Genomic DNA, 20,031 nt, shown 5'->3' with positions numbered 1-20,031 from the left:
CTATAAATTGACTATTTGAAGTAAAGAAATATTAATAAGCCTTAGCAAGAACCTTTTGCTCTGTTATCCAGCTTGATAATTTCTCTAAATCTGAAATTACAATTGTATTTTTAGGTATGAACTTAGTAAGATCATATTTTTCAAAAAGTCTACTGCCTACAATAATTGTAGGTTTATGATCCAGTTCTGCTAGAGAAGTAATATAATTTGGTAAATTCTTTAATTGATTTGACATCGTAAGTGAAAGACAAATAACATCAGGTTTTGATTTGTTTGCAAAGTAAATAGCATGCTGAAGTGGTAAATTAGGTCCTAAATATTTTACATTCCAATTATGTTCTTTGAAAATGTTAGCCGCCATTTTGATTCCTATATAATGCTCTTCACCTTCAAGACAAAATAACATAGCTTGTTTTTGCTGATTGCTATGATTATCTCGTTCATTTACTAATAACTGTAGCTTCGTAAGAATAAAATCAGCAGTTCCAGTTGCTAGATGTTCATCTGCAACACCTATCTCATCAATTTCCCAAAGGTAACCTATATAATATAATGCATCTTTTATGATTTTTTCATAGATATATATAGAAGAATAACCATCTAAAAGTAACTTTTCTACTAACCTATAGGAACTAGTTGTATCAGCAAGTAAGAGGAAATGAGCAAACTTTTTTGTTAAATCAGTCACCTGATTTCACTCCTTTCTAACTTAATCTAGTACCTATTATACTAAATATCTACTAAACTTCATCAATATAAAACTTTCAAAAAACTAAAGTCTCTTTGTGCAATTATGGTTTAAACATAACATGATTTTCTTTACTTTGCTAATAAGAATACTCAAGCTGATATACTTCTACAGATATCTTAATTTCTATGTGTTAAAATGCAGGTTCCTTTGTTTATAGATTGTAAAATTGATTTTATCTGAGGAGTTACCTTCTTTGTGGATTTTTAATATCGATTTAATTAAACGTTTGTTTAAGTGAATAACGGCATTTTTTCTAGGTATACTAACTAAATCAAGATCGATATGCAGAACAGTAAATGATGTTCACAGTTTGAGTTGTAAGTGAAAATGTAGTTATGGAGGAAATAATGAAAACACTCATTATTCTAGCACACCCATGTGAGGATAGTTTTAATAGAGCAATCTGTGATGAAGTAAAACAGCATTTAGAGTATAAAAAACATGACGTGAAAATTCGTGATTTATATAAATTGAAGTTTGATCCAGTTTTAAAGGAAGATAATTATTCCAGCTTTTATCAAACTGAACTTCCAAAAGACATTAAGGAAGAGCAGGATTATATTACTTGGGCTGAAAATCTAGTTATGATCTTTCCAACTTGGTGGAATGGAATGCCAGCCATGTTAAAAGGATATATTGATCGAGTTTTTACAAATGGTTTTGCCTTTAGATTTACTAAAGGAGAATCAGAAGGTCTTCTTAAAGAAAAGAAAGCAGTCGTTTTTCAAACAACAGGTCAACCAGAGGATATAATGAAACCTAATCAGCTTGTATCTTCAATGGAGACAATAGTGGATGTGGGAATTTTAGATTATTGTGGTCTAGATGTAATCACACATAAGTTCTTCTTTTCTGTACAGCATATCAATAAAGAAGCTAGAGAAGTTATGTTAAAAGAAGTAAATGGAATAGTGGATATATTATAAATACACTTTATTAATCCAAGGTAGATTTTTTTGTCTATTATCTTTGTTGTTGAGTACTGTCATATCTTTACGAAATATTTACAATTGTTAGGTGGTTTTATCAAGATCAATAGTAAAATATAAATTTCCTCTATGTTATAATGAATGTATTAACCTTGGGGAAAGAGTGGTAGTAGATTAATGAAGAAACTATCATATTTATTAATTGTTGTAGGACTTTGTATTGTCGGATATGCAGTTTGGGAAATAGCTGATACGAAAATGCAAACAACGAACTCTTTAAATGAAGCAAAAGCTATTGTAGAAACACCACCAAGTAAGGATGTATACAAAGAAGAGGATGGTACATTCAAGCCCCCTATGGGAGAAGCTATCGGTATCTTACAAATCCCACGACTAAAGGCAGATCTACCAATTGTTGAAGGCACAGATCCTGATGATCTTGAAAAAGGTGTTGGCCATTATAAAGGCAGCTATTATCCTGAGGAAAACGGACAAATCGTTTTATCTGGACATAGAGATACTGTTTTTAGAAATGCTGGTGAACTTGAAATAGGTGATTCTCTTGAAATGGTTTTACCATATGGTAGCTTTGAATATGAAATAATTGATACGAAAATTGTAGAAGCTGATGATCTCAGCATTATTACTCTTCAAAATGAAAAAGAAGAGTTACTATTAACAACATGTTATCCTTTTAGCTATGTTGGAAATGCACCACAGCGATATATAATTTATGCGAAGAAAAAGGAAGTTTAAAATTAAAAACTAGAAGAGGTGATCAATTAGACGATCACCTCTTTATTTTCTCTTATATCGGAAATTACATAAGTATTAGCATATCCTTAGGTAATGGTGCTTCAACAGTCAATTTTTCATTTGAGAGCGGATGAGTAAGTGAAACCTTGGCAGAATGTAAAGCTTGTCTTTTCATTATATTCGTCTTTCCTCCGTATAATAAATCACCAGCAAGAGGATGACCAATGAAGCTTAAATGAACTCTTATCTGGTGTGTTCGACCTGTTTCTAATTGAAGTGAAATCGTGGATAAGTTGGTCTTTGGTTTGTATTCTTCAACCTGGTAATGAGTTATAGCTTGTTGTCCATTAGGAGAAACTCTTCGTCTTGTAGCATGATGTCGATCTTTTCCAATTGCTTTTTTAATAGTCCCTTTTGATGGGCTCACATTTCCTTCAGCAAGTGCTATATAAGTTCGTTTAATTTTTTTAGCTTGAAGAGCTTGATCTAAAAGAGAATGTGAAAGATCATGTTTAGCAAAAATGATCGCTCCTGATGTATCTTTATCAAGGCGATGAATATGTCTTACTCGTATATGTATGTTATGTTGCTGATAATGATAAGCTACAACATTTGCTAATGTACCTAGCTGATTCTCCTGATTTGGATGTGTGTCAATTCCAGCAGGTTTGTTTACAATTAACAAATGATCATCTTCATATAGAATAGAAAGAGTCTTTTTCTCTGGTAATACTCCGTATCCTTCTTCTTTAAATAAATGTAGAGAGAGGCAGTCACCAGGTTGAACTTTATGATTCACATCAGCTTTTTCATTGTTTCTTTTAATGGCTGAAGCTGAATTCCATTTCTGTATTGTTGCTTTTGAAACTCCTAAATGAGTTGTTAATGTATGGAAAACAGTTTGGTTCGCCCATTCAGTAGGTATCATTATTTCGAGCCATTCACCATTTCGTTTCAAGAATATCAATCCTTTACACACTAATTTTATCGTATAGAAAGTATACCTAACTCTGAATGGATGTACAATCTAGTTCCGGTAAGACTTACCTCTACCATGTTTAATAATCGAGTGGTATGCTTAATGAAGTTAAATATATTAGTAGTTTTAATAGGTGAAAAAAGGGTGATTTATTTGAAGGTTGTTGTTGCCTCTACAGAAGAGCAAGAAAACCATATTGCAGAGTTAGTAGATCAGATTTTTACTGAAATTCTTCCGAAATTCTTTCCAGATGATAAAATTATGGAGCTTAAAGAACAGAAAGTACTTCAGCCACAAGAAACTGATCAATTTTATAATGGTACTTTGAAGGATGCCTTCCATATCATATCAAGCTTACAAGCTGTTATTGCTGTGTTAGATTTAATTGAGGATTGCAGACATGAAAAAGAGTATCAAGAAATGTTCGAACGTAATTGTCAAACATTAAATGAATATGGATATTTCTTTCCGTTTTCTTTTACCCAATTTAGAGAAGCGGAGAGTCAAATCGGAGAATTTAGTCAATTTATAAAACCGGCTAACACATGGTTAGTTTAATTGTGAGATCAAAAAAAACGCGGATTTCCGCGTTTTTTTTTGATTTTCTTCAAATATTACTGCTTCCATTCCTCTAATAATGTACGATACGCTTCCTCTGTACTAGAGCCTTCAACACGATCAACTTCTTTTCCATCTTGATAATGAACAAGAGTAGGGGTACCAGTAATTTTATACTCATTCCATGAATCTTCAAATTCTAATAAATTTAATTGGTTAATCTCAACACCAACGTCTTCAGCGATTGGCATTAAAACAGGTGTTGTAGCAACACAATGCTCACAACGTGGGCTAAAGAAATAAACGATCGTGTCTTCTTTATTTTCAAGCTTTGTTTCAAGCTGATCTGGAAGAATAATGTTTTGATAATTCGGGTCATCTAATTGATCGATTGTAGCAGGATCTAAATTAGCTTTTCCATATACGTTGCCTTCAGCTTTTTGGCTATTTTGATACGTTGTAACAAACGCAAGACCTCCGAATAAAATTAAAATAACTGCACCAAATAGTAAGATTTTTTTCAAATTATTTACCTGCTTTCTTAAGAATTAATAAACTTGTTACAAATACAATAATGAATCCTGTTAATGCTAAGAAAGGTATTGTAATAAACCCAAGCCAATTGATATATTCACCTGAACATGGCACAATTCCACAAGAAATAGAGTTTTCTTCTACGAAATCTATCTTTTGAACTCCATAGTGGTAAAGTGAAATGCACCCACCAATTCCTGAAAGAATTAATGTATAAAGAGCAATAGAAGCATCTTTTTTGAAAATTCCTATCCCTAAGATAATCACAAGCGGGTACATAAAAATTCTTTGGTACCAGCATAAATCACACGGAGTAAATTTCATTACTTCAGAAAAATAAAGGCTTCCTAATGTTGCGATAAATGAAGCAACCCAACCAATGGATAGTAAATTTTCTATTCTTTTATTAAAAGAGACTGACATAGTATACCTCACACTTAGATTATTTCCTTAAATTATAAGCCTTCCTGAATCTCCTGTAAAATAGATAGATTGTGACAATCTTATGATGGTTTTTCATTATAATTATTTTTGGTTAAAACTTTGCTGAAATACTGATGAAGTGATTGGTAATTTTTAAACCAAATGCTTGAAATATTACATCTATAAAGTTTCCTTAACTGTTCATACTAACTATGAAAGGAGAGGATTATGTTGAATTCAATTCAAGAATGTATGACAACTAATGTTGCAACAGTATCTTCACAACAAACAATTAAAGAAGCTGCGACATTGATGGGGCAATCTAATGTAGGTTCAATTCCTGTTGTTGATAATGGGCAGCTAAGAGGAATTATTACAGACAGAGACATTACTCTTCGTACAACTGCAAAGGGGTTAGAAAATTCAACTCCTGTTTCACAGGTTATGTCAACAAACCTTGTATCAGGTCATACGTCTATGTCAGTTGAAGAAGCTGCGAAAATAATGGCACAGCATCAAATTCGTCGTCTACCAATTGTTGAAAATAATCAATTAGTAGGTATTGTTGCGTTAGGAGACTTAGCAACTAATGAAATGAGCGATCATGCTGCTGGAGTAGCATTAACAAACATTTCTGAACCGAACAAAACTTCTTAAGTAGGTTTTTGATGTTTGTCATTTAGTGTCGAAAAACTAATATATTGTTGATATTAGCAAATAAAGTAATGAAAACAGCAAATATATTAACAGTAGCAGCAAATATATAATGAAAAACAGCAAATAAACGATAACAAAGAGCAAATATCTCATTTGAGGTGTGACATTATGTCATACCTCTTTTAATTTTCAAAGGTGGAAACGTGAAAAAGAAGATCGTGTTTTGTATAATGTAGGAAGAGGAGATGATATACAATGATCAAGGCTATTATCTTTGATTTTGATGGGTTAATATTAGATACCGAAACACATGAATATGAAGTGTTATCAGAAATTTTTAAAGAGCATGATTGTGAGTTACCATTAAGTGTTTGGGGAAAAGTAATTGGGACGAAGTCTGATTTTAGTCCTTATACATATTTAGAAGAACAAGCAAACAAAGTAATTGACCATAACAGTATTAAGAAACAACTAGAAGAAAGATTTACAAAACGTATTCATCTTGAAGAAGCGAGACCAGGTGTAATAGATTATATTACTGCTGCTAAAAAGCTAGGATTGAAAATAGGTTTAGCATCCAGCTCTAGCTATAAATGGGTTTCCACACATTTAAAACGATTGAATTTGTTAGATGAGTTTGAATGCATTCGTACTTCAGATCATGTGGAGCAAGTAAAACCGAATCCTGCACTTTATGTAGAAGCAGCAAAATGCTTGAATGTTGAACCTGAGGAATGTATTGCATTTGAAGATTCAGCAAATGGGGCATTGGCGGCAAAACGAGCAGGAATGAAATGTGTGGTTGTACCGAACTCAGTAACTAAGAATTTAGATTTTTGTGAAGTTGACCATCGACTAGAAACAATGGCTCATATGGATTTAAAAGAGTTAGTTATGTTTTTAAATAAATAATAAAGGGTATTATACCTTTTTAATCAATATATTTTTGCATGAAATACCATTTAGTAAGGCGCTAGATAAAGCTGTCTCTAGAGAACTAACTAGAAAATTTAACAACATCTTTCAGAAAAGCTTTAACTATCTAGATTAAAGGAGTTAGTAAAAATGTCTGAAAAACTGGACTTATCCAAATTTGAAAAGAAAATGATTATTCGTAATATCCAAGAAAGTGATATTGATGAGATTTTAAAGCTACAATTAAAATGCTTTCCCGGAATGACACCATGGAAAAGAGAGCATTTAGAAAGTCACTTAGAACATTTTCCTGAAGGGCAATTTTGTGCAGAGTTTGAAGGAAAGATTATTGGTTCATGTTCTAGTCTTTTAGTCAATTTTGATGAATATGATGATCGACATACATGGGATGATATTACTGACAATGGTTACATCACAAACCATGATCCAGAAGGGTATAATATGTACGGTATTGAGGTTATGGTTCATCCAAATTATCGCCGAATGAAAATTGGTCACCGATTATATGAAGCAAGAAAAGACTTTGCAAGAAGAATGAATTTAAAAAGTATTATTATTGGTGGGCGTATTCCTAATTATTATAAATATGCAGATGAATTATCTCCAAGAGAATATGTACAACAGGTTTCATTACATAAAGTATATGATCCTGTTCTTTCCTTTCAGCTACTTAATGAGTTCACATTAATGAGAATAAACCCAAACTATTTAGCTGATGATATGGCTTCTTATCAATATGCGACTCTTATGGAATGGAATAATGTAGATTATCAACCAAATACAAAGCGATTTTACAAAACATCTTATCCTGTTCGTATTTGTGTTGTTCAGTATATGATGAAGCAGATTTCTTCGTTTGAAGAATTCGCTAAACAGGTGGAGTACTATACTGATGTTGCTTCTGATGCGGGCTCTGACTTTGCTGTATTTCCTGAAATTTTCACAACACAGCTTATGTCATTTCTAGATGAAAAGGTACCAAGTAAGGCTATTCAGCGATTAACAGAGTTCACTGAGGATTATATCGAATTATTTACAGAGCTAGCAGTACGTTACAATGTTAACATTATTGGTGGATCACATGTTGTTGAAGAAGAAGGGCAAATTTATAATATTGCTTATTTATTCCGAAGAGATGGAACAATTGAAAAGCAATATAAACTTCATATCACACCAAATGAAAGAAAGTGGTGGGGAATTAGTCGTGGTGATCAAGTAAAGGTATTTAATACAGATTGTGGAAAGATAGCCATCCAAATTTGTTATGATATTGAATTCCCTGAGCTTGCACGTATTGCTACAGATAAAGGTGCTAAAATTATCTTTACACCATTTTGTACAGAAGATCGTCAAGGCTACTTACGAGTTCGTTACTGTGCTCAAGCCCGTGCAGTTGAAAATCAAATTTATACTGTTATTGCTGGAACAGTTGGTAATTTACCGCAAACAGAAAATATGGATATTCAATATGCTCAATCTGCTATCTTTGCTCCATCTGATTTTGAGTTTGCAAGAGATGGAATCGTAGGAGAGTGTAATCCGAACATTGAAATGGTGATTATTGGAGATGTTGATTTAGAAATACTAAGACGTCAACGTCAATCTGGTACAGTGAATCAATTGAAGGATCGTAGAAGAGATATCTACTCTATTAGATATAAAAAGGAACAGTAATAGATCAAAGCTGACTTGGAGTTAAGAGTCAGCTTTTTTGTTTTTCTTAAAAAAAGTCATAACATCTTCACCTCTAAAGTCGAATTATGAAATATATTAAAAAAATAGTCCTATACTATCAACACAATACTTTATATGAGTATGTTAAATAAATATTGTTGTAAAATAACATTGCACGAAAATTTTGTATTAACTTGCATCAACCTTAGCTAATTTTGTAGAAAATCATTACTGTGGTAGATCCTAATATATGCTAAAATAAGGATGGTATTTATTATAGAAATTTGCTGGAAAATCACTCCTTGGAGGTAAATATGAGCTGGAAAAAAAGCTATCAACGTTGGATAAATAAACAGGATTTAGATCAAGAACTAAAAGGTTTATTAGATGAAATGGAAGGCAACGAGAAATTACTCGAAGATTGCTTTTATAAAGAATTAGAATTCGGTACAGGTGGTATGCGTGGAGAAATAGGACCAGGTACGAACCGAATGAATACATACACAGTTCGTAAAGCTTCAGAAGGACTAGCTTCATACATAGATTCTTACGGTGAAGAAGCGAAAAAACGTGGAGTTGTTATTGCTTATGATTCACGTCATAAATCACCGGAATTTGCGATGGAAGCAGCAAAAACAATTGCTTCCCATGGAATTCAGACATATGTATTTGAAGAGCTTCGTCCAACACCAGAGCTTTCATTTGCTGTTCGTCACCTAAATGGTTTTTCAGGGATTGTCATAACAGCAAGTCACAATCCTCCGGAATATAACGGTTATAAAGTATATGGAGAAGATGGAGGGCAATTGCCTCCGGCAGCAGCTGATACTGTTATATCATATGTAGGCAAGGTTGAAGACGAGCTTCTAATAGAAGTTGAAGACGAAGCTTCATTAAAAGAAAAAGGTTTAATTAAAATAATCGGTGAAGAAATTGACAAAGCATATACTGAAAAGCTAAAAACAATTTCAGTGAACCCTAATCTATCAAATGAGGTAGATATTAAGGTTGTTTTCACGCCTTTACATGGAACAGCTAACAAGCCTGTACGTTTAGGGTTAGATGCACTTGGTTATAAAAATGTAACAGTTGTTAAAGAGCAGGAGCTTCCAGATCCAAATTTCTCTACAGTCAAGTCACCTAACCCTGAGGAGCATGATGCCTTTACTTTAGCGATACGCGATGGTAAAGAAATCGATGCTGATGTGTTAATTGGAACAGATCCTGATGCAGATCGTCTTGGTGTGGCTGTGAAGAATAATGATGGAGAATATGTAGTGTTAACAGGTAATCAAACAGGTGCATTACTTCTTCATTACATTCTTTCTGAGAAGAAAGCAAAAGGAACACTACCTAAAAATGGTGTAGTACTCAAAACAATTGTTACATCAGAAATTGGTAGAGATATTGCAAGCTCATTTGACCTAGATACAATCGATACTTTAACAGGATTTAAGTTCATTGGAGAAAAAATCAATGAATACGAAAGAACTGGTCAATACGAATTCCTATTTGGTTATGAAGAGAGCTATGGTTACTTGATTGGTGATTTTGCTCGTGATAAGGATGCTGTACAAGCAGCTTTACTATCTGTTGAGGTTGCAGCTTATTATAAAAGTAAGGGTCTTACTTTGTACCAAGGCTTACTAGAAATTTTCAAAGAATATGGCTATTACAAAGAAGGCTTACAATCTTTAACATTAAAAGGAAAAGAAGGTGCTGAACAGATTCAAAGCATTCTTCAATCTTTTAGAAGTAACCCGCCGACAGATATTGCTGGTAAAAAAATCGTAGCCATTGAAGATTATCACACAAGTGAACGACAAGATATTGTTGCTGGAACAAAAGAAACAATCAATTTACCAGGATCAAATGTTTTGAAATATATCCTTGAAGATCATTCTTGGTTCTGTGTACGTCCATCTGGTACAGAACCTAAAGCAAAATTCTACTTTGGAGTTAACAGCGAGACGTTACAGCAAAGTGAAGAACAATTATCAGCATTAGAAGCTGGTGTAATGGATAAAGTAAATGAGCTAATTGCAGCTTTAAGCAAGTAAAAAATAAATAATACTAGGTCGAACAAATTAATTTGTTCGGCTTTTTTGTATTTAGGAAGAACCTTTCAATGGTCAAAGGCTCTAGAATGAAATGCTAAGCTTTACTGGTATTTGTATTGTAATGCTGTTACTGGAAATACTAACTGTGACGATGTCGAACATGTGGGAGGACGTCTTATGGAATACAGTGAATATTGGGATAAGATAGATTCTAAAAAGGAAGAATTAAATTCTTTAATTTCTTCTTACTGGGATAGTTATTCACATATGGGAACATGGCAGTTTTGGACGGTCGTTGCATTATTGCTTTTTCCGTTAGTAATTCTTTATTTTTTAGTAGATAGAAAAAGAATATTTGAACTTTTTTTCTTTGGGTACACAGTTCATGTACTATGGACGTATTTTGAAATTGCATTAGAAAGGCTTGGCTTATTTGTACATACATATTTTCTGACCCCGATATTTCCCTATGCACTTAGTATGACAGCATCTGCTTTACCTGTTGGATTTTTACTTGTGTATCAATATTGTACAAATCGTAACAAAAACTTTTATTTGTATACATTGGTACTTAGTGCAATCTTTGCATTTGGCTTTGCCTCTGTAGAAGATTATCTAGGTTTATTAAGCTTTGATAAAGGGATGAATCAATTTTATCTATTTTTAATTGATATTGTGATTGTATTTATTAGTTATAGGTTTACATTAATAGTAAAGGCGTTAAGTAATGGTAGATCTACCTAAGTTATAGAGTCTTTAGTAAAAACACTTATTTCTTAGAAGTGTTTTTTTTTGTCATACTATTGATTAGTTAAAGACCTCAATTTTCTCTAAAAGGATCTACTCCAAAAGTCGTAGAAAATTTCATTCAGATAGAGAAGGCTTTATCAAGCTTATACTTGTTATAATATGGATAAAGCTATTGTAGGGGAATGGAATAATGATGAAAGATAACCGAATTCACGAATTAACTACACTTAAAGTGATTGCAGAGAAATTAAATGAAGCCACCGATGTAAAAATAATGCTTAAAGATGTTTTGTGTGAATTATTGAAACTTACTGACCTTAACACAGGATGGGTATTTTTGATTGATAAACAAGGTGAGTATGAATTAGCTGCTGAGTATAATTTGCCAGCAGGTCTCTCTTGGAATAAAAAAATAGTTATGTGTGAAGGTGGATGCTGGTGTATTAATCGGTATTATGATGATCGATTAAATAAAGCAGCAAATATTATAAATTGCAAAAGAATAGAAGCAGCCATTAAGAATAATTGGGGAGAAACAAATGGAATTACACATCATGCTACTGTTCCTTTACAAGCTGGCAATGAAAAGTTTGGTTTGCTTAATATTGCCGCCCCAAATAAAAAGCATTTCACTGATGAAGAGCTTGCTTTATTAGAATCTGTCGCATTTCAAATTGGAACAGCTATTAACAGAATTCAACTTGTAGAAAAAGCTCGTAAACATGCATTAATAGAAGAAAGAAATAGACTTGCTCAAGATTTGCATGATTCTGTTAATCAATTGTTGTTTTCAATCATGTTAACCGCAAGAGGTACTAAGGAATTGACAATAGAAACTGAAGTGAAAGATATGCTTTCCTATATTCAGGAGCTTTCACAAGAGGCACTAACAGAGATGAAAGGTCTCATCTGGCAGCTTAGACCACAGGGCTTGGAAAATGGTATTGGCTCGGCATTATTAAATTATGCAAATGTACTTGGATTGAAAGCTGAGTTAAATATAGAAGGGGTATGTACACTTCCCTGTCATCTTGAAGAAGAGCTGTGGAGAATTGGTCAGGAAGCATTAAATAATTGCAAAAAGCATGCTGAAACAACTGAGGTTTTTCTTTCTATTACTCGTAAAAATTATACCGTTAAAATGATTATTGAGGATAAGGGGATTGGCTTTCAATATGATGAAAAAAATCACCTGCCTTCAATGGGGCTAAGGGGTATGAAGGAGCGTGCCAAGAAGATTAATGGAAACTTTAATCTAAGCAGCAGTCTTGGATCAGGTACAATTATTTCAATCACCATTCCATTACAGAAAGAAGTGTAGATAGCATGACAAAGATAAAGGTTCTAATTGCAGATGATCATCATGTTGTTCGAAGAGGCTTACTATTCTTTTTAAAAACGCAAAAGGATATTGAAATTGTTGGTGAAGCAACAAATGGCCTGGAAGCAGTAACTTTGGTTACAGAATTAAACCCTGATGTCGTGCTTATGGATTTATCCATGCCGAAAATGGATGGAGTTGAAGCTACTAAGGCAATACGAGAACTTAATGATAAAGTGAAAATCATTATTTTAACGAGTTATGCTGATCAAGATCATGTTATCCCAGCTATTCGGGCCGGTGCTTCAGGATATCAACTAAAAGATATTGAACCAGATGAATTAGTTCAAACTATTCGAGACGTTTTAAAGGGAGAAAGTAAACTACATCCGAAGGTAACTGCACATGTTATAACACATCTTTCTTTAGGTTCAAAACAAGAAACTATAAAGCTAAATGATTTGACGAAGCGTGAAAAAGAAGTTTTAAACGAGCTTGCCAAAGGGAAAAGCAATAAAGAGATAGCATCTGCGCTATTTATTACAGAAAAGACAGTGAAAACTCATGTTTCTAATATCCTTTCTAAGCTGCAACTTTCAGATCGAACACAAGCAGCATTGTTTGCAGTGAAAAATGGGTATACCGATGAGAATTAACTTATAAGGGGTAGATTTTTTATGAAAACTTTAGTTATTAATGGAAGTCCAAGAAAAACCGGACGAACGAGAATGGCTGCTTCATTTATTGCAAAAAAGCATAATGGAATTTTATTTGATCTGAGTACAAGAGAAGTTCCTTTGTTTAATGGAGAAGAAGAACAAAGTGAGTTAAAAGATGTTAAAGAATTAAAGAGATTAGTTAGTGAGTCAGATTCTGTCATTTTATTATCACCTGAATATCATAATGCTATGAGCGGTGCCTTAAAAAATGCGTTAGATTTTTTAAGTAGCAATCAATTTTCTCATAAGCCTGTAGGATTAATTGCCATTGCTGGTGGTGGTAAAGGTGGTATTAATGCTTTGAACAATATGAGAACAGTTATGCGTGGTGTTTATGCAAATACAATCGCAAAGCAGTTAATTCTTGATCCACATTGTTTCGATTATGATAAGAAAGAAGTGAAAGAAGACCCAGCTTTACTTATAGATCAATTAGTTGAAGAGCTGGCAGTTTATTCAGAAGCACTTAAGAGAATTAATCAAAACTAAGAAAAGACTGACAAGGTTTTAAGCCATTGTCAGTCTTTTTTTATGACACTTTTATATTTGTTGAACATACTCCATTTCTGGATGTTCAACAGCATGATCAATATATCGTAACAAGGAGTAAAGTTGTTTTTCTACCTCTTGATAGTCATGCTCAAAGTTATATGCATGAAGAAATTGTTCAATTTTTTTTGAAAGGAAATCGTCTTTTGTGCGAACCATTAATATGAGTAGGTTATCCCACTGAGATCGATGAGTGTAATATAAAGCTTTGTCATAATCCACACTGCTATCCATTAAAATCCCTCCTTCTTAAGGAGATATGCTTAGTGTGTGTGAAATGTTCCTGATCTTACTGTGAAAAACTTGGTTTTGTTGATATAAAAGGCTTGGAAGTGTTTACCCTTATAAAAAATAGTCTTAATGGAAACCTAAAAACAAAAAAAGGATTTTCTAATATGAAAAAAATTTCGGTAATTCTTATTGTTTTGTACATGGTTTTTATAAATCAACCAATATGTAGTAGAGCTACAATAGATATGTTTACATATGAAATAATGAAGGATCACTTGGTCATGCTTTCAGACAAACATGATTTAGAAATGAAGTCACTAGGTCAATCTGAGCTAGGTCGTGAAATTTTCGCAATAAAAATAGGGAAAGGAAAAAAGAATGTCCTAATTACAGGTAGTCATCATGGAAGAGAATGGCTAACAACACATATCATCATGGAGATGATAAAAGAGTATGCCTCTGCCTATAACAAGAAGTATTCATTATATGGACATAGCTTGAATATATTAGATCATGTTTCCATTTGGTTTGTTCCTATGGTGAATCCAGATGGAGTGACAATACAGCAAAAAGGTGTAGAACATTTGCCATTAGTATTGCAGGAAGTTTATGTGGATATGAATAATGGTGAAAGCAACTTTAAAAGGTGGAAAGCAAATGGGGTAGGTGTTGATCTTAATCGACAATACCCTGCAGGCTGGGAAGAAATACAAGGAGATTCGACTTATGCTTCTTATTCCCACTATAAAGGTGAAAAGCCCTTTGGTTCTAGTGAAACAAAATCTCTACTAACTTTTACAGAGGAAATCAAGCCTTTAGCATCAATTGCTTATCATACATCAGGTCGTGAGATTTTCTGGTATTACTATAATCAGGTAGAAAACCTATACCGTGATTATCAACTAGCTGAAATGGTATCAGACGTGACGGGCTATAAAATATCTTATCCTTCTAGCGATGCAGTAGGAGGAGGATATACAGATTGGTTTATTCAATGCTACCAGAAACCTGCCATGACAATTGAGTTAAGTTACTTGGTTGAGGAGACAAATCCACCATTATCTATTTTTGATGAAGAATGGAACAGAAATAAAACAATAGGTCTTATTTTAGCAGAGTATGCAAAAAAACATGTGGATAATTAGGATAAGCCTCATAAATTTGGGCAAGTTATAATCAATAACAAATGGCAGATATCACTGATTATGCAATCGTTAGTAGCGGAATGAAAAACCATAGGAAAAGGTAATGGAGGATTATATGAAGTTGAACTCACTATCTAAATTGATTTTCACATGTATTGCTTTTATTCTTATTTTATCAGTGGGGATAAAAGCATATGGAGAACATAATGATGATGATATAGATTACAAAAAGTGGAGTAAAATTGCTATCTCATCAGTACAAGAAAAATACCCAGAATCAGAGCTTATTGATTATAAATATGTGAAACGCGAGGAAGTTAATGAGCAAGAGGCAAAGGATATTTTTCATATTAAAGCCAGTAAACAGGGGAAAATCTTTGTTGTAAGTGTTGATGTGGTATTTAATCCAAAAACAGGAAAACTCATTACTGTGAAAATGACTGAGGGAAATGAGCGAGATTTTTAGAGCAATAAGCTAGCTGCTAGTAAAATGGCATAGCTTATTGCTTTTTTTGTAAGGCTAGGAGTATAAATCTGGTACTTAGTTTTGGTCTTTAGCTCCAATTGAGAAATAGGATAACAAAGCAGACTGGTTTTTCACTAAGTCAGCTAATGTATATTCATCTAACACAGCTAAATAAGCTTGTAAAGCTTTATTAAGAACATGCTTTAGTCCGCAAGCGGGAGATATGATACATTGGTTTCGCTCTTCATCAAAACACTCTACAATATGAAAATCTTCTTCCGTTTGGCGAACAACTTCACCAATATTAATTTCATCTGGAGAAATGGCTAAGCGGATTCCACCATTCCGTCCTCTGACTGTTTCAATAATATCCATCTTTCCTAACTCATATGTAACCTTCATTAAATGGTTCTTGGATATATTATAAATTTCAGCAATTTCTTTTATATTTGAAAGCTCTTCTTTTGGTTTAGTAGCCAAAAATACTAAAACTCGTAGAGAGTAATCTGTATATAAAGTTAGACGCATATAAAGGACCTCACATATCAATGACTTCTAATAATCGACTAGTACTTTAACTAATTTTATCATAAATTATTTTAAAATCTTAATTTCTGTTATCAAATGTGACAAATTTTTAAAGATGTATTTTAGATATTGCTTTTAGATTGTTACATACTCTATTATAAAGATGTATTTAAAATACATCTTTAGGAGATGATACAATGCTTTCTCAAAAAACAATTGATATCGTTAAATCAACTGCACCTGTTTTAGCAGAACGAGGAACAGAAATCACAACGTATTTTTACAAAACAATGTTCGAGGCACATCCTGAATTATTAAATATTTTCAATTCAGTGAATCAGAAAAAGGGCCGCCAGCAAACAGCATTGGCAAATACAGTTTATGCAGCAGCAACGTATATAGATCAATTAGAGGTTTTACTTCCTACTGTTAAACAAATTGCACATAAGCATAGAAGTTTAAATGTGAAAAAAGAACATTATCCAATTGTAGGGGAATTTCTACTTAAAGCAATTAAAGATGTACTTGGAGATGCGGCGACTCAAGATGTTCTAGAAGCTTGGGGAGAGGCTTATGGAGTGATTGCCCAAGTATTTATAGATGTTGAAGAAGAGATGTATGAAACAACTAAGGAGGTTGCATGGGAAGGCTTTAAGAACTTTAGAATTGTAAAGAAAGAAAAGGAAAGTGAAATTATTACTTCATTTTATTTAGAAGCTCAGGATGGAACAAGTATCCCATACTTTCAACCAGGACAGTATGTGACAGTTCGTCTAAATATTACAAGTGAAACACACTTATTAAATCGCCAATATAGTTTATCAGATGCACCAGGAAAGAATTATCTAAGAATTTCTGTTAAACGTGAAAGTGGTGAACATCTTGTCGAGGAAGGAATCGTATCTAATTACCTTCATAATCAATTGACCGCTGGAGATACAATAGAATTGACTGCTCCAGCTGGTGACTTTGTTATAGACAGTAGCAATGAAAATCCAGTTTATCTAATTAGTGGTGGTGTTGGTATTACTCCTATGATAAGCATGTTAAACGATATTGCTGAGAAACAGCCCAAGCGACCTGTCACTTTTATCCATGCAGCTAAAAGTGCAGATGTGCATGCTTTTAAACAAGAAATTGAAGTGAAATTGAATAAATTATTCAATGGTCGGAAGTACTACTACTACGATCAAGGTGTTAACGTTGATCTAGAAGATAATATCTTTGAAGGTAGAGTAGATCTTACTAAATTTAAGAATGAATTAATCCATAAAGAAAATTCATTTTATATATGTGGTCCAGCACCATTTATGAAAAGCATGATTGATCAATTAGAGTCACTAGGTGTAAGAGAAGAAGCAATTCGTTATGAATTCTTTGGCCCATCTATTAACTTAAAAGAAACACAAAATACTTAACATTTTATTTAGCAATTTTATAAATATAAACAAACCCTTTCATCTTTTCTCTCCTAAGCACATACATTTAGGATAACGATAGCTTAGGGGGGAGAGCATGAAAGAATCTGAACAAAAGGCTCTTGAATATGCAATTGCTGAAATAACAGAAGTAGCTACTGGCTTTGGACTTGATTTTTATCCTATGAGATATGAAATTTGTCCAGCAGATATTATCTATACATTTGGTGCTTATGGGATGCCAACAAGATTTTCACATTGGAGTTTTGGGAAGCAATTTCATAAGATGAAGCTGCAATATGATTTAGGTTTAAGTAAAATTTATGAACTTGTTATTAATTCAGATCCCTGCTACGCATTTCTTCTTGACACGAACTCTCTTATCCAAAATAAATTGATTGTAGCCCACGTTTTAGCTCACTGTGACTTCTTTAAGAATAATGCGCGTTTTGGAAATACAAAGCGTGAAATGGTTGAAAGCATGTCAGCCACTGCTGAACGAATAAAGCAATATGAAATCCAATATGGAAGACATGAAGTTGAGACATTTTTAGATGCTGTTCTTGCCATACAAGAACATATTGATCCGTCCTTGGTACGCCCAAAGCTGTCTTGGACAATTGATGATATTGAGTTTGAGGAGATGGAAGAAAAAACAAGTACTCCTTATGATGATCTTTGGAAGCTTGATGATAAACAAAAACCAAAGCACACAGTTAAAAAGAAGAAACGGAATTTTCCTCCAACACCAGAAAAGGATATTCTTTTATTTATTGAAGAATATAGTCGTGAACTAGAAGATTGGCAACGTGATATTTTAACAATGATGCGTGAAGAGATGCTATATTTCTGGCCACAGCTAGAAACGAAAATCATGAACGAAGGCTGGGCTTCGTACTGGCATCAACGAATTCTTCGTGAGCTTGATCTAACATCAGACGAATCCATTGAATTTGCTAAGCTTAATGCTGGTGTTGTACAGCCTTCAAAAACAAGTATTAACCCTTATTATTTAGGCTTGAAAATCTTCGAGGACATTGAAGAACGATATAATAACCCAACAGAAGAAATGAAAATGTTTGGAGCAACACCAGGATCTGGTCGAGAGAAAATGTTTGAGGTTCGTGAGGTTGAATCAGATATTTCCTTTATTCGTAATTATTTAACAAAAGACCTTGTTATGAGAGAAGATATGTATTTGTTTCAAAAACAAGGTAGAGATTATAAAGTAGTTGATAAGGAATGGGAAAATGTTCGAGATCAGCTTGTTAGTATGAGGGTGAATGGTGGTTTTCCTTATATTACAGTCAATGATGGAGATTACTTAAAAAACAATGAACTTTATTTAAAGCATTGGTTCGAGGATATTGAGCTTGATCTTAAATATTTAGAAAAAGTTCTTCCATATTTGTATCAGCTTTGGGGTAGACCTGTACACATGGAAAGTGTGTTGGAAGACAAAGCCGTTTTATTTTCATTTGATGGAAATAGTGTATCTAGAAAATACTTATAAAATGAGGAAGTCACTGAATATCAGTGGCTTTTTTCTTGTTTTGAAACTACATGCTTACAATAAGGTAGATCTTCACTTTAGAGTCTTTAAATGTAACCGATATATAAAGTAATAATCTATTACTTTATTAGAGGGATTAATATGAAAAGACTAAACATTAACACATTAAAAGTATTATTATTTATCGCAGTTACTTTATTCGTAGTGGTGTTAACAGTTATCTTCTTCCTTAATGGCAAAGAGGAGCTCCTAAATAAAAAAGAGAGTAATAGTGGAGAATTGAGAAATAAGGTAGATCTATCTTCAAAGCTATTAAATAATAAAAGCGATACTGAATCAGAAGTTTCAATTGAACTTGTACCAAACGAAAATTCACTTAAAATGGATGCTGAGCTAATTTTAGAAAAGGTTAATTCTTTTAATGAACAGGATATTAAAAGACCAGAAATTACTAAGAAAAACTTTCATAGCACATTTGGGAGAAAAGTGGTATTTATCTATTTTTCTCATACTAGAGAATCTTTTTTGCCTTACTTTAAAAAAGGAACTGCCCCAGAGAGTGCTTACCATTCCAAAGTAAATATATCACTGGTTGGAAACAGATTAGGAGACTCCTTGAGAAGCAATGGGATTTGGAATGAGGTTAGTCAAATCGATATAGTAAATATGTTACATGACAGAAACTTAACATTTGGTCGTTCTTATCAAATGTCTAGAGAAGTTATTGTGAATGAAATGCGTGAAAATAGAGATTTAGAAATGGCTTTTGATATTCATCGTGATTCATTACCAAGAGAACAATCAACAATTGAAATTGATGGAGAATCACTAGCTAAATTTTCATTCGTTATTGGAAGTGGACATGAAAATTATAAGGGGAATTTAGATTTTACGAATGATATTCATGAAGTTATTGAGAGGAAATATCCAGGTCTTTCTAGAGGAGTCATAATTAAAGATAAGTCTCAAGGGAATGGTGTCTATAATCAAGATGTACTACCTAATAGCGTTATTGTTGAAATAGGCGGTGTAGAAAATAGTCTGGAAGAACTTTATAGAAGTGCCGATATTTTAGGAAACGCTATAAGTGAATATTATTGGGGGAATGTCCATGACTAAAATGTTTCTGTGATA

At 33.1% G+C, this 20,031-nt stretch carries 22 protein-coding genes; 16 read left to right on the top strand and 6 right to left on the bottom strand.

Features of this window, described 5'->3' with window-relative positions:
- Positions 1–31: 31 nt before the first annotated feature.
- The gene (locus FS935_RS15830; protein WP_146949623.1) at positions 32–688 is read right to left on the bottom strand and encodes a cobalamin B12-binding domain-containing protein; all 657 of its coding nucleotides are present in this window, start codon (positions 686–688) and stop codon (positions 32–34) included.
- A gap of 410 nt (positions 689–1,098) precedes the next feature.
- Between FS935_RS15830 and FS935_RS15825 the strand changes: the two genes are divergently transcribed.
- Together FS935_RS15825 and srtD are read left to right on the top strand one after the other, a co-directional pair.
- On the top strand, positions 1,099–1,677 hold the full coding sequence (locus FS935_RS15825) for an NAD(P)H-dependent oxidoreductase (protein ID WP_158638623.1): 579 nt from the start codon (positions 1,099–1,101) through the stop codon (positions 1,675–1,677).
- Between the two features lie 180 nt (positions 1,678–1,857).
- Entirely contained in the window at positions 1,858–2,436 is a 579-nt protein-coding gene (gene srtD, locus FS935_RS15820) for a class D sortase, LPxTATN-specific (RefSeq protein ID WP_146949621.1), read from the top strand.
- A gap of 64 nt (positions 2,437–2,500) precedes the next feature.
- On the opposite strand, the gene FS935_RS15815 is transcribed toward srtD, so the two are convergent.
- Positions 2,501–3,400, bottom strand: coding sequence for an RluA family pseudouridine synthase (locus FS935_RS15815; protein WP_146949690.1), 900 nt, complete (start codon positions 3,398–3,400; stop codon positions 2,501–2,503).
- A gap of 117 nt (positions 3,401–3,517) precedes the next feature.
- On the opposite strand from FS935_RS15815, the gene FS935_RS15810 reads away from it, so the two are divergent.
- A complete protein-coding gene (locus tag FS935_RS15810; RefSeq protein WP_146949620.1) occupies positions 3,518–3,973 on the top strand; it encodes a DUF5365 family protein in 456 nt (151 codons plus the stop codon).
- A gap of 56 nt (positions 3,974–4,029) precedes the next feature.
- Here the strand turns inward: FS935_RS15810 and FS935_RS15805 are convergent, their stop codons facing one another.
- Entirely contained in the window at positions 4,030–4,497 is a 468-nt protein-coding gene (locus tag FS935_RS15805) for a thioredoxin family protein (RefSeq protein ID WP_146949619.1), read from the bottom strand.
- Between the two features lies 1 nt (position 4,498).
- Positions 4,499–4,930 (bottom strand): disulfide oxidoreductase, encoded by a 432-nt coding sequence (locus FS935_RS15800; RefSeq protein ID WP_146949618.1) that lies wholly within the window; start codon positions 4,928–4,930, stop codon positions 4,499–4,501.
- A 231-nt stretch (positions 4,931–5,161) separates the two neighbouring features.
- Here FS935_RS15800 and FS935_RS15795 point away from each other — a divergent pair, with 231 nt between their 5' ends.
- The 8 genes from FS935_RS15795 (at position 5,162) to FS935_RS15760 (ending at position 13,536) form a co-directional block, all read left to right on the top strand.
- Entirely contained in the window at positions 5,162–5,587 is a 426-nt protein-coding gene (locus FS935_RS15795; protein WP_146949617.1) for a CBS domain-containing protein, read from the top strand.
- A 255-nt stretch (positions 5,588–5,842) separates the two neighbouring features.
- Complete coding sequence (locus tag FS935_RS15790; protein ID WP_146949616.1) at positions 5,843–6,499, top strand: HAD family hydrolase; 657 nt, start codon at positions 5,843–5,845, stop codon at positions 6,497–6,499.
- A 153-nt stretch (positions 6,500–6,652) separates the two neighbouring features.
- Positions 6,653–8,197 carry a bifunctional GNAT family N-acetyltransferase/carbon-nitrogen hydrolase family protein gene (locus FS935_RS15785; RefSeq protein WP_146949615.1) on the top strand — a complete coding sequence of 515 codons (1,545 nt, stop codon included), beginning with the start codon at positions 6,653–6,655 and terminating at the stop codon, positions 8,195–8,197.
- 314 nt (positions 8,198–8,511) lie between these two features.
- On the top strand, positions 8,512–10,257 hold the full coding sequence (locus FS935_RS15780; protein WP_146949614.1) for a phospho-sugar mutase: 1,746 nt from the start codon (positions 8,512–8,514) through the stop codon (positions 10,255–10,257).
- A gap of 177 nt (positions 10,258–10,434) precedes the next feature.
- A complete protein-coding gene (locus tag FS935_RS15775) occupies positions 10,435–11,001 on the top strand; it encodes a hypothetical protein (protein WP_146949613.1) in 567 nt (188 codons plus the stop codon).
- Positions 11,002–11,194: 193 nt separating this feature from the next.
- Positions 11,195–12,328, top strand: coding sequence for a GAF domain-containing sensor histidine kinase (locus tag FS935_RS15770; protein WP_439116664.1), 1,134 nt, complete (start codon positions 11,195–11,197; stop codon positions 12,326–12,328).
- Positions 12,329–12,333: 5 nt separating this feature from the next.
- Positions 12,334–12,984, top strand: coding sequence for a response regulator (locus FS935_RS15765; protein WP_146949611.1), 651 nt, complete (start codon positions 12,334–12,336; stop codon positions 12,982–12,984).
- Between the two features lie 21 nt (positions 12,985–13,005).
- Positions 13,006–13,536, top strand: coding sequence for an NADPH-dependent FMN reductase (locus FS935_RS15760; RefSeq protein WP_146949610.1), 531 nt, complete (start codon positions 13,006–13,008; stop codon positions 13,534–13,536).
- A gap of 51 nt (positions 13,537–13,587) precedes the next feature.
- Here FS935_RS15760 and FS935_RS15755 read toward each other — a convergent pair whose 3' ends face one another.
- Positions 13,588–13,830: a YhdB family protein gene (locus FS935_RS15755; RefSeq protein ID WP_146949609.1), complete on the bottom strand. Its 243-nt coding sequence runs from the start codon at positions 13,828–13,830 to the stop codon at positions 13,588–13,590.
- Between the two features lie 161 nt (positions 13,831–13,991).
- Between FS935_RS15755 and FS935_RS15750 the strand changes: the two genes are divergently transcribed.
- Together FS935_RS15750 and FS935_RS15745 are read left to right on the top strand one after the other, a co-directional pair.
- Positions 13,992–14,972 carry a M14 family zinc carboxypeptidase gene (locus FS935_RS15750; RefSeq protein WP_146949608.1) on the top strand — a complete coding sequence of 327 codons (981 nt, stop codon included), beginning with the start codon at positions 13,992–13,994 and terminating at the stop codon, positions 14,970–14,972.
- 115 nt (positions 14,973–15,087) lie between these two features.
- Positions 15,088–15,438 carry a DUF3889 domain-containing protein gene (locus tag FS935_RS15745; RefSeq protein ID WP_158638622.1) on the top strand — a complete coding sequence of 117 codons (351 nt, stop codon included), beginning with the start codon at positions 15,088–15,090 and terminating at the stop codon, positions 15,436–15,438.
- Between the two features lie 75 nt (positions 15,439–15,513).
- Here FS935_RS15745 and FS935_RS15740 read toward each other — a convergent pair whose 3' ends face one another.
- Positions 15,514–15,966: an RrF2 family transcriptional regulator gene (locus tag FS935_RS15740; RefSeq protein WP_146949606.1), complete on the bottom strand. Its 453-nt coding sequence runs from the start codon at positions 15,964–15,966 to the stop codon at positions 15,514–15,516.
- Between the two features lie 197 nt (positions 15,967–16,163).
- On the opposite strand from FS935_RS15740, the gene hmpA reads away from it, so the two are divergent.
- The 3 genes from hmpA to FS935_RS15725 all read left to right on the top strand — a co-directional run bounded on the left by hmpA (position 16,164) and on the right by FS935_RS15725 (position 20,016).
- Positions 16,164–17,384 carry an NO-inducible flavohemoprotein gene (hmpA, locus tag FS935_RS15735; protein WP_146949605.1) on the top strand — a complete coding sequence of 407 codons (1,221 nt, stop codon included), beginning with the start codon at positions 16,164–16,166 and terminating at the stop codon, positions 17,382–17,384.
- A gap of 97 nt (positions 17,385–17,481) precedes the next feature.
- Positions 17,482–18,897, top strand: coding sequence for a SpoVR family protein (locus FS935_RS15730; RefSeq protein ID WP_146949604.1), 1,416 nt, complete (start codon positions 17,482–17,484; stop codon positions 18,895–18,897).
- Between the two features lie 141 nt (positions 18,898–19,038).
- Positions 19,039–20,016 carry a stage II sporulation protein P gene (locus tag FS935_RS15725; RefSeq protein ID WP_146949603.1) on the top strand — a complete coding sequence of 326 codons (978 nt, stop codon included), beginning with the start codon at positions 19,039–19,041 and terminating at the stop codon, positions 20,014–20,016.
- The last annotated feature ends 15 nt before the right edge of the window (positions 20,017–20,031 follow it).

The sequence above is a fragment of the Metabacillus litoralis genome (genome assembly GCF_007994985.1).
Classification (GTDB): Bacteria; Bacillota; Bacilli; order Bacillales; family Bacillaceae; genus Metabacillus; species Metabacillus litoralis.
Note: the sequence above shows the minus strand (reverse complement) of the source record. Positions and strands in the feature narration are given on the sequence as shown.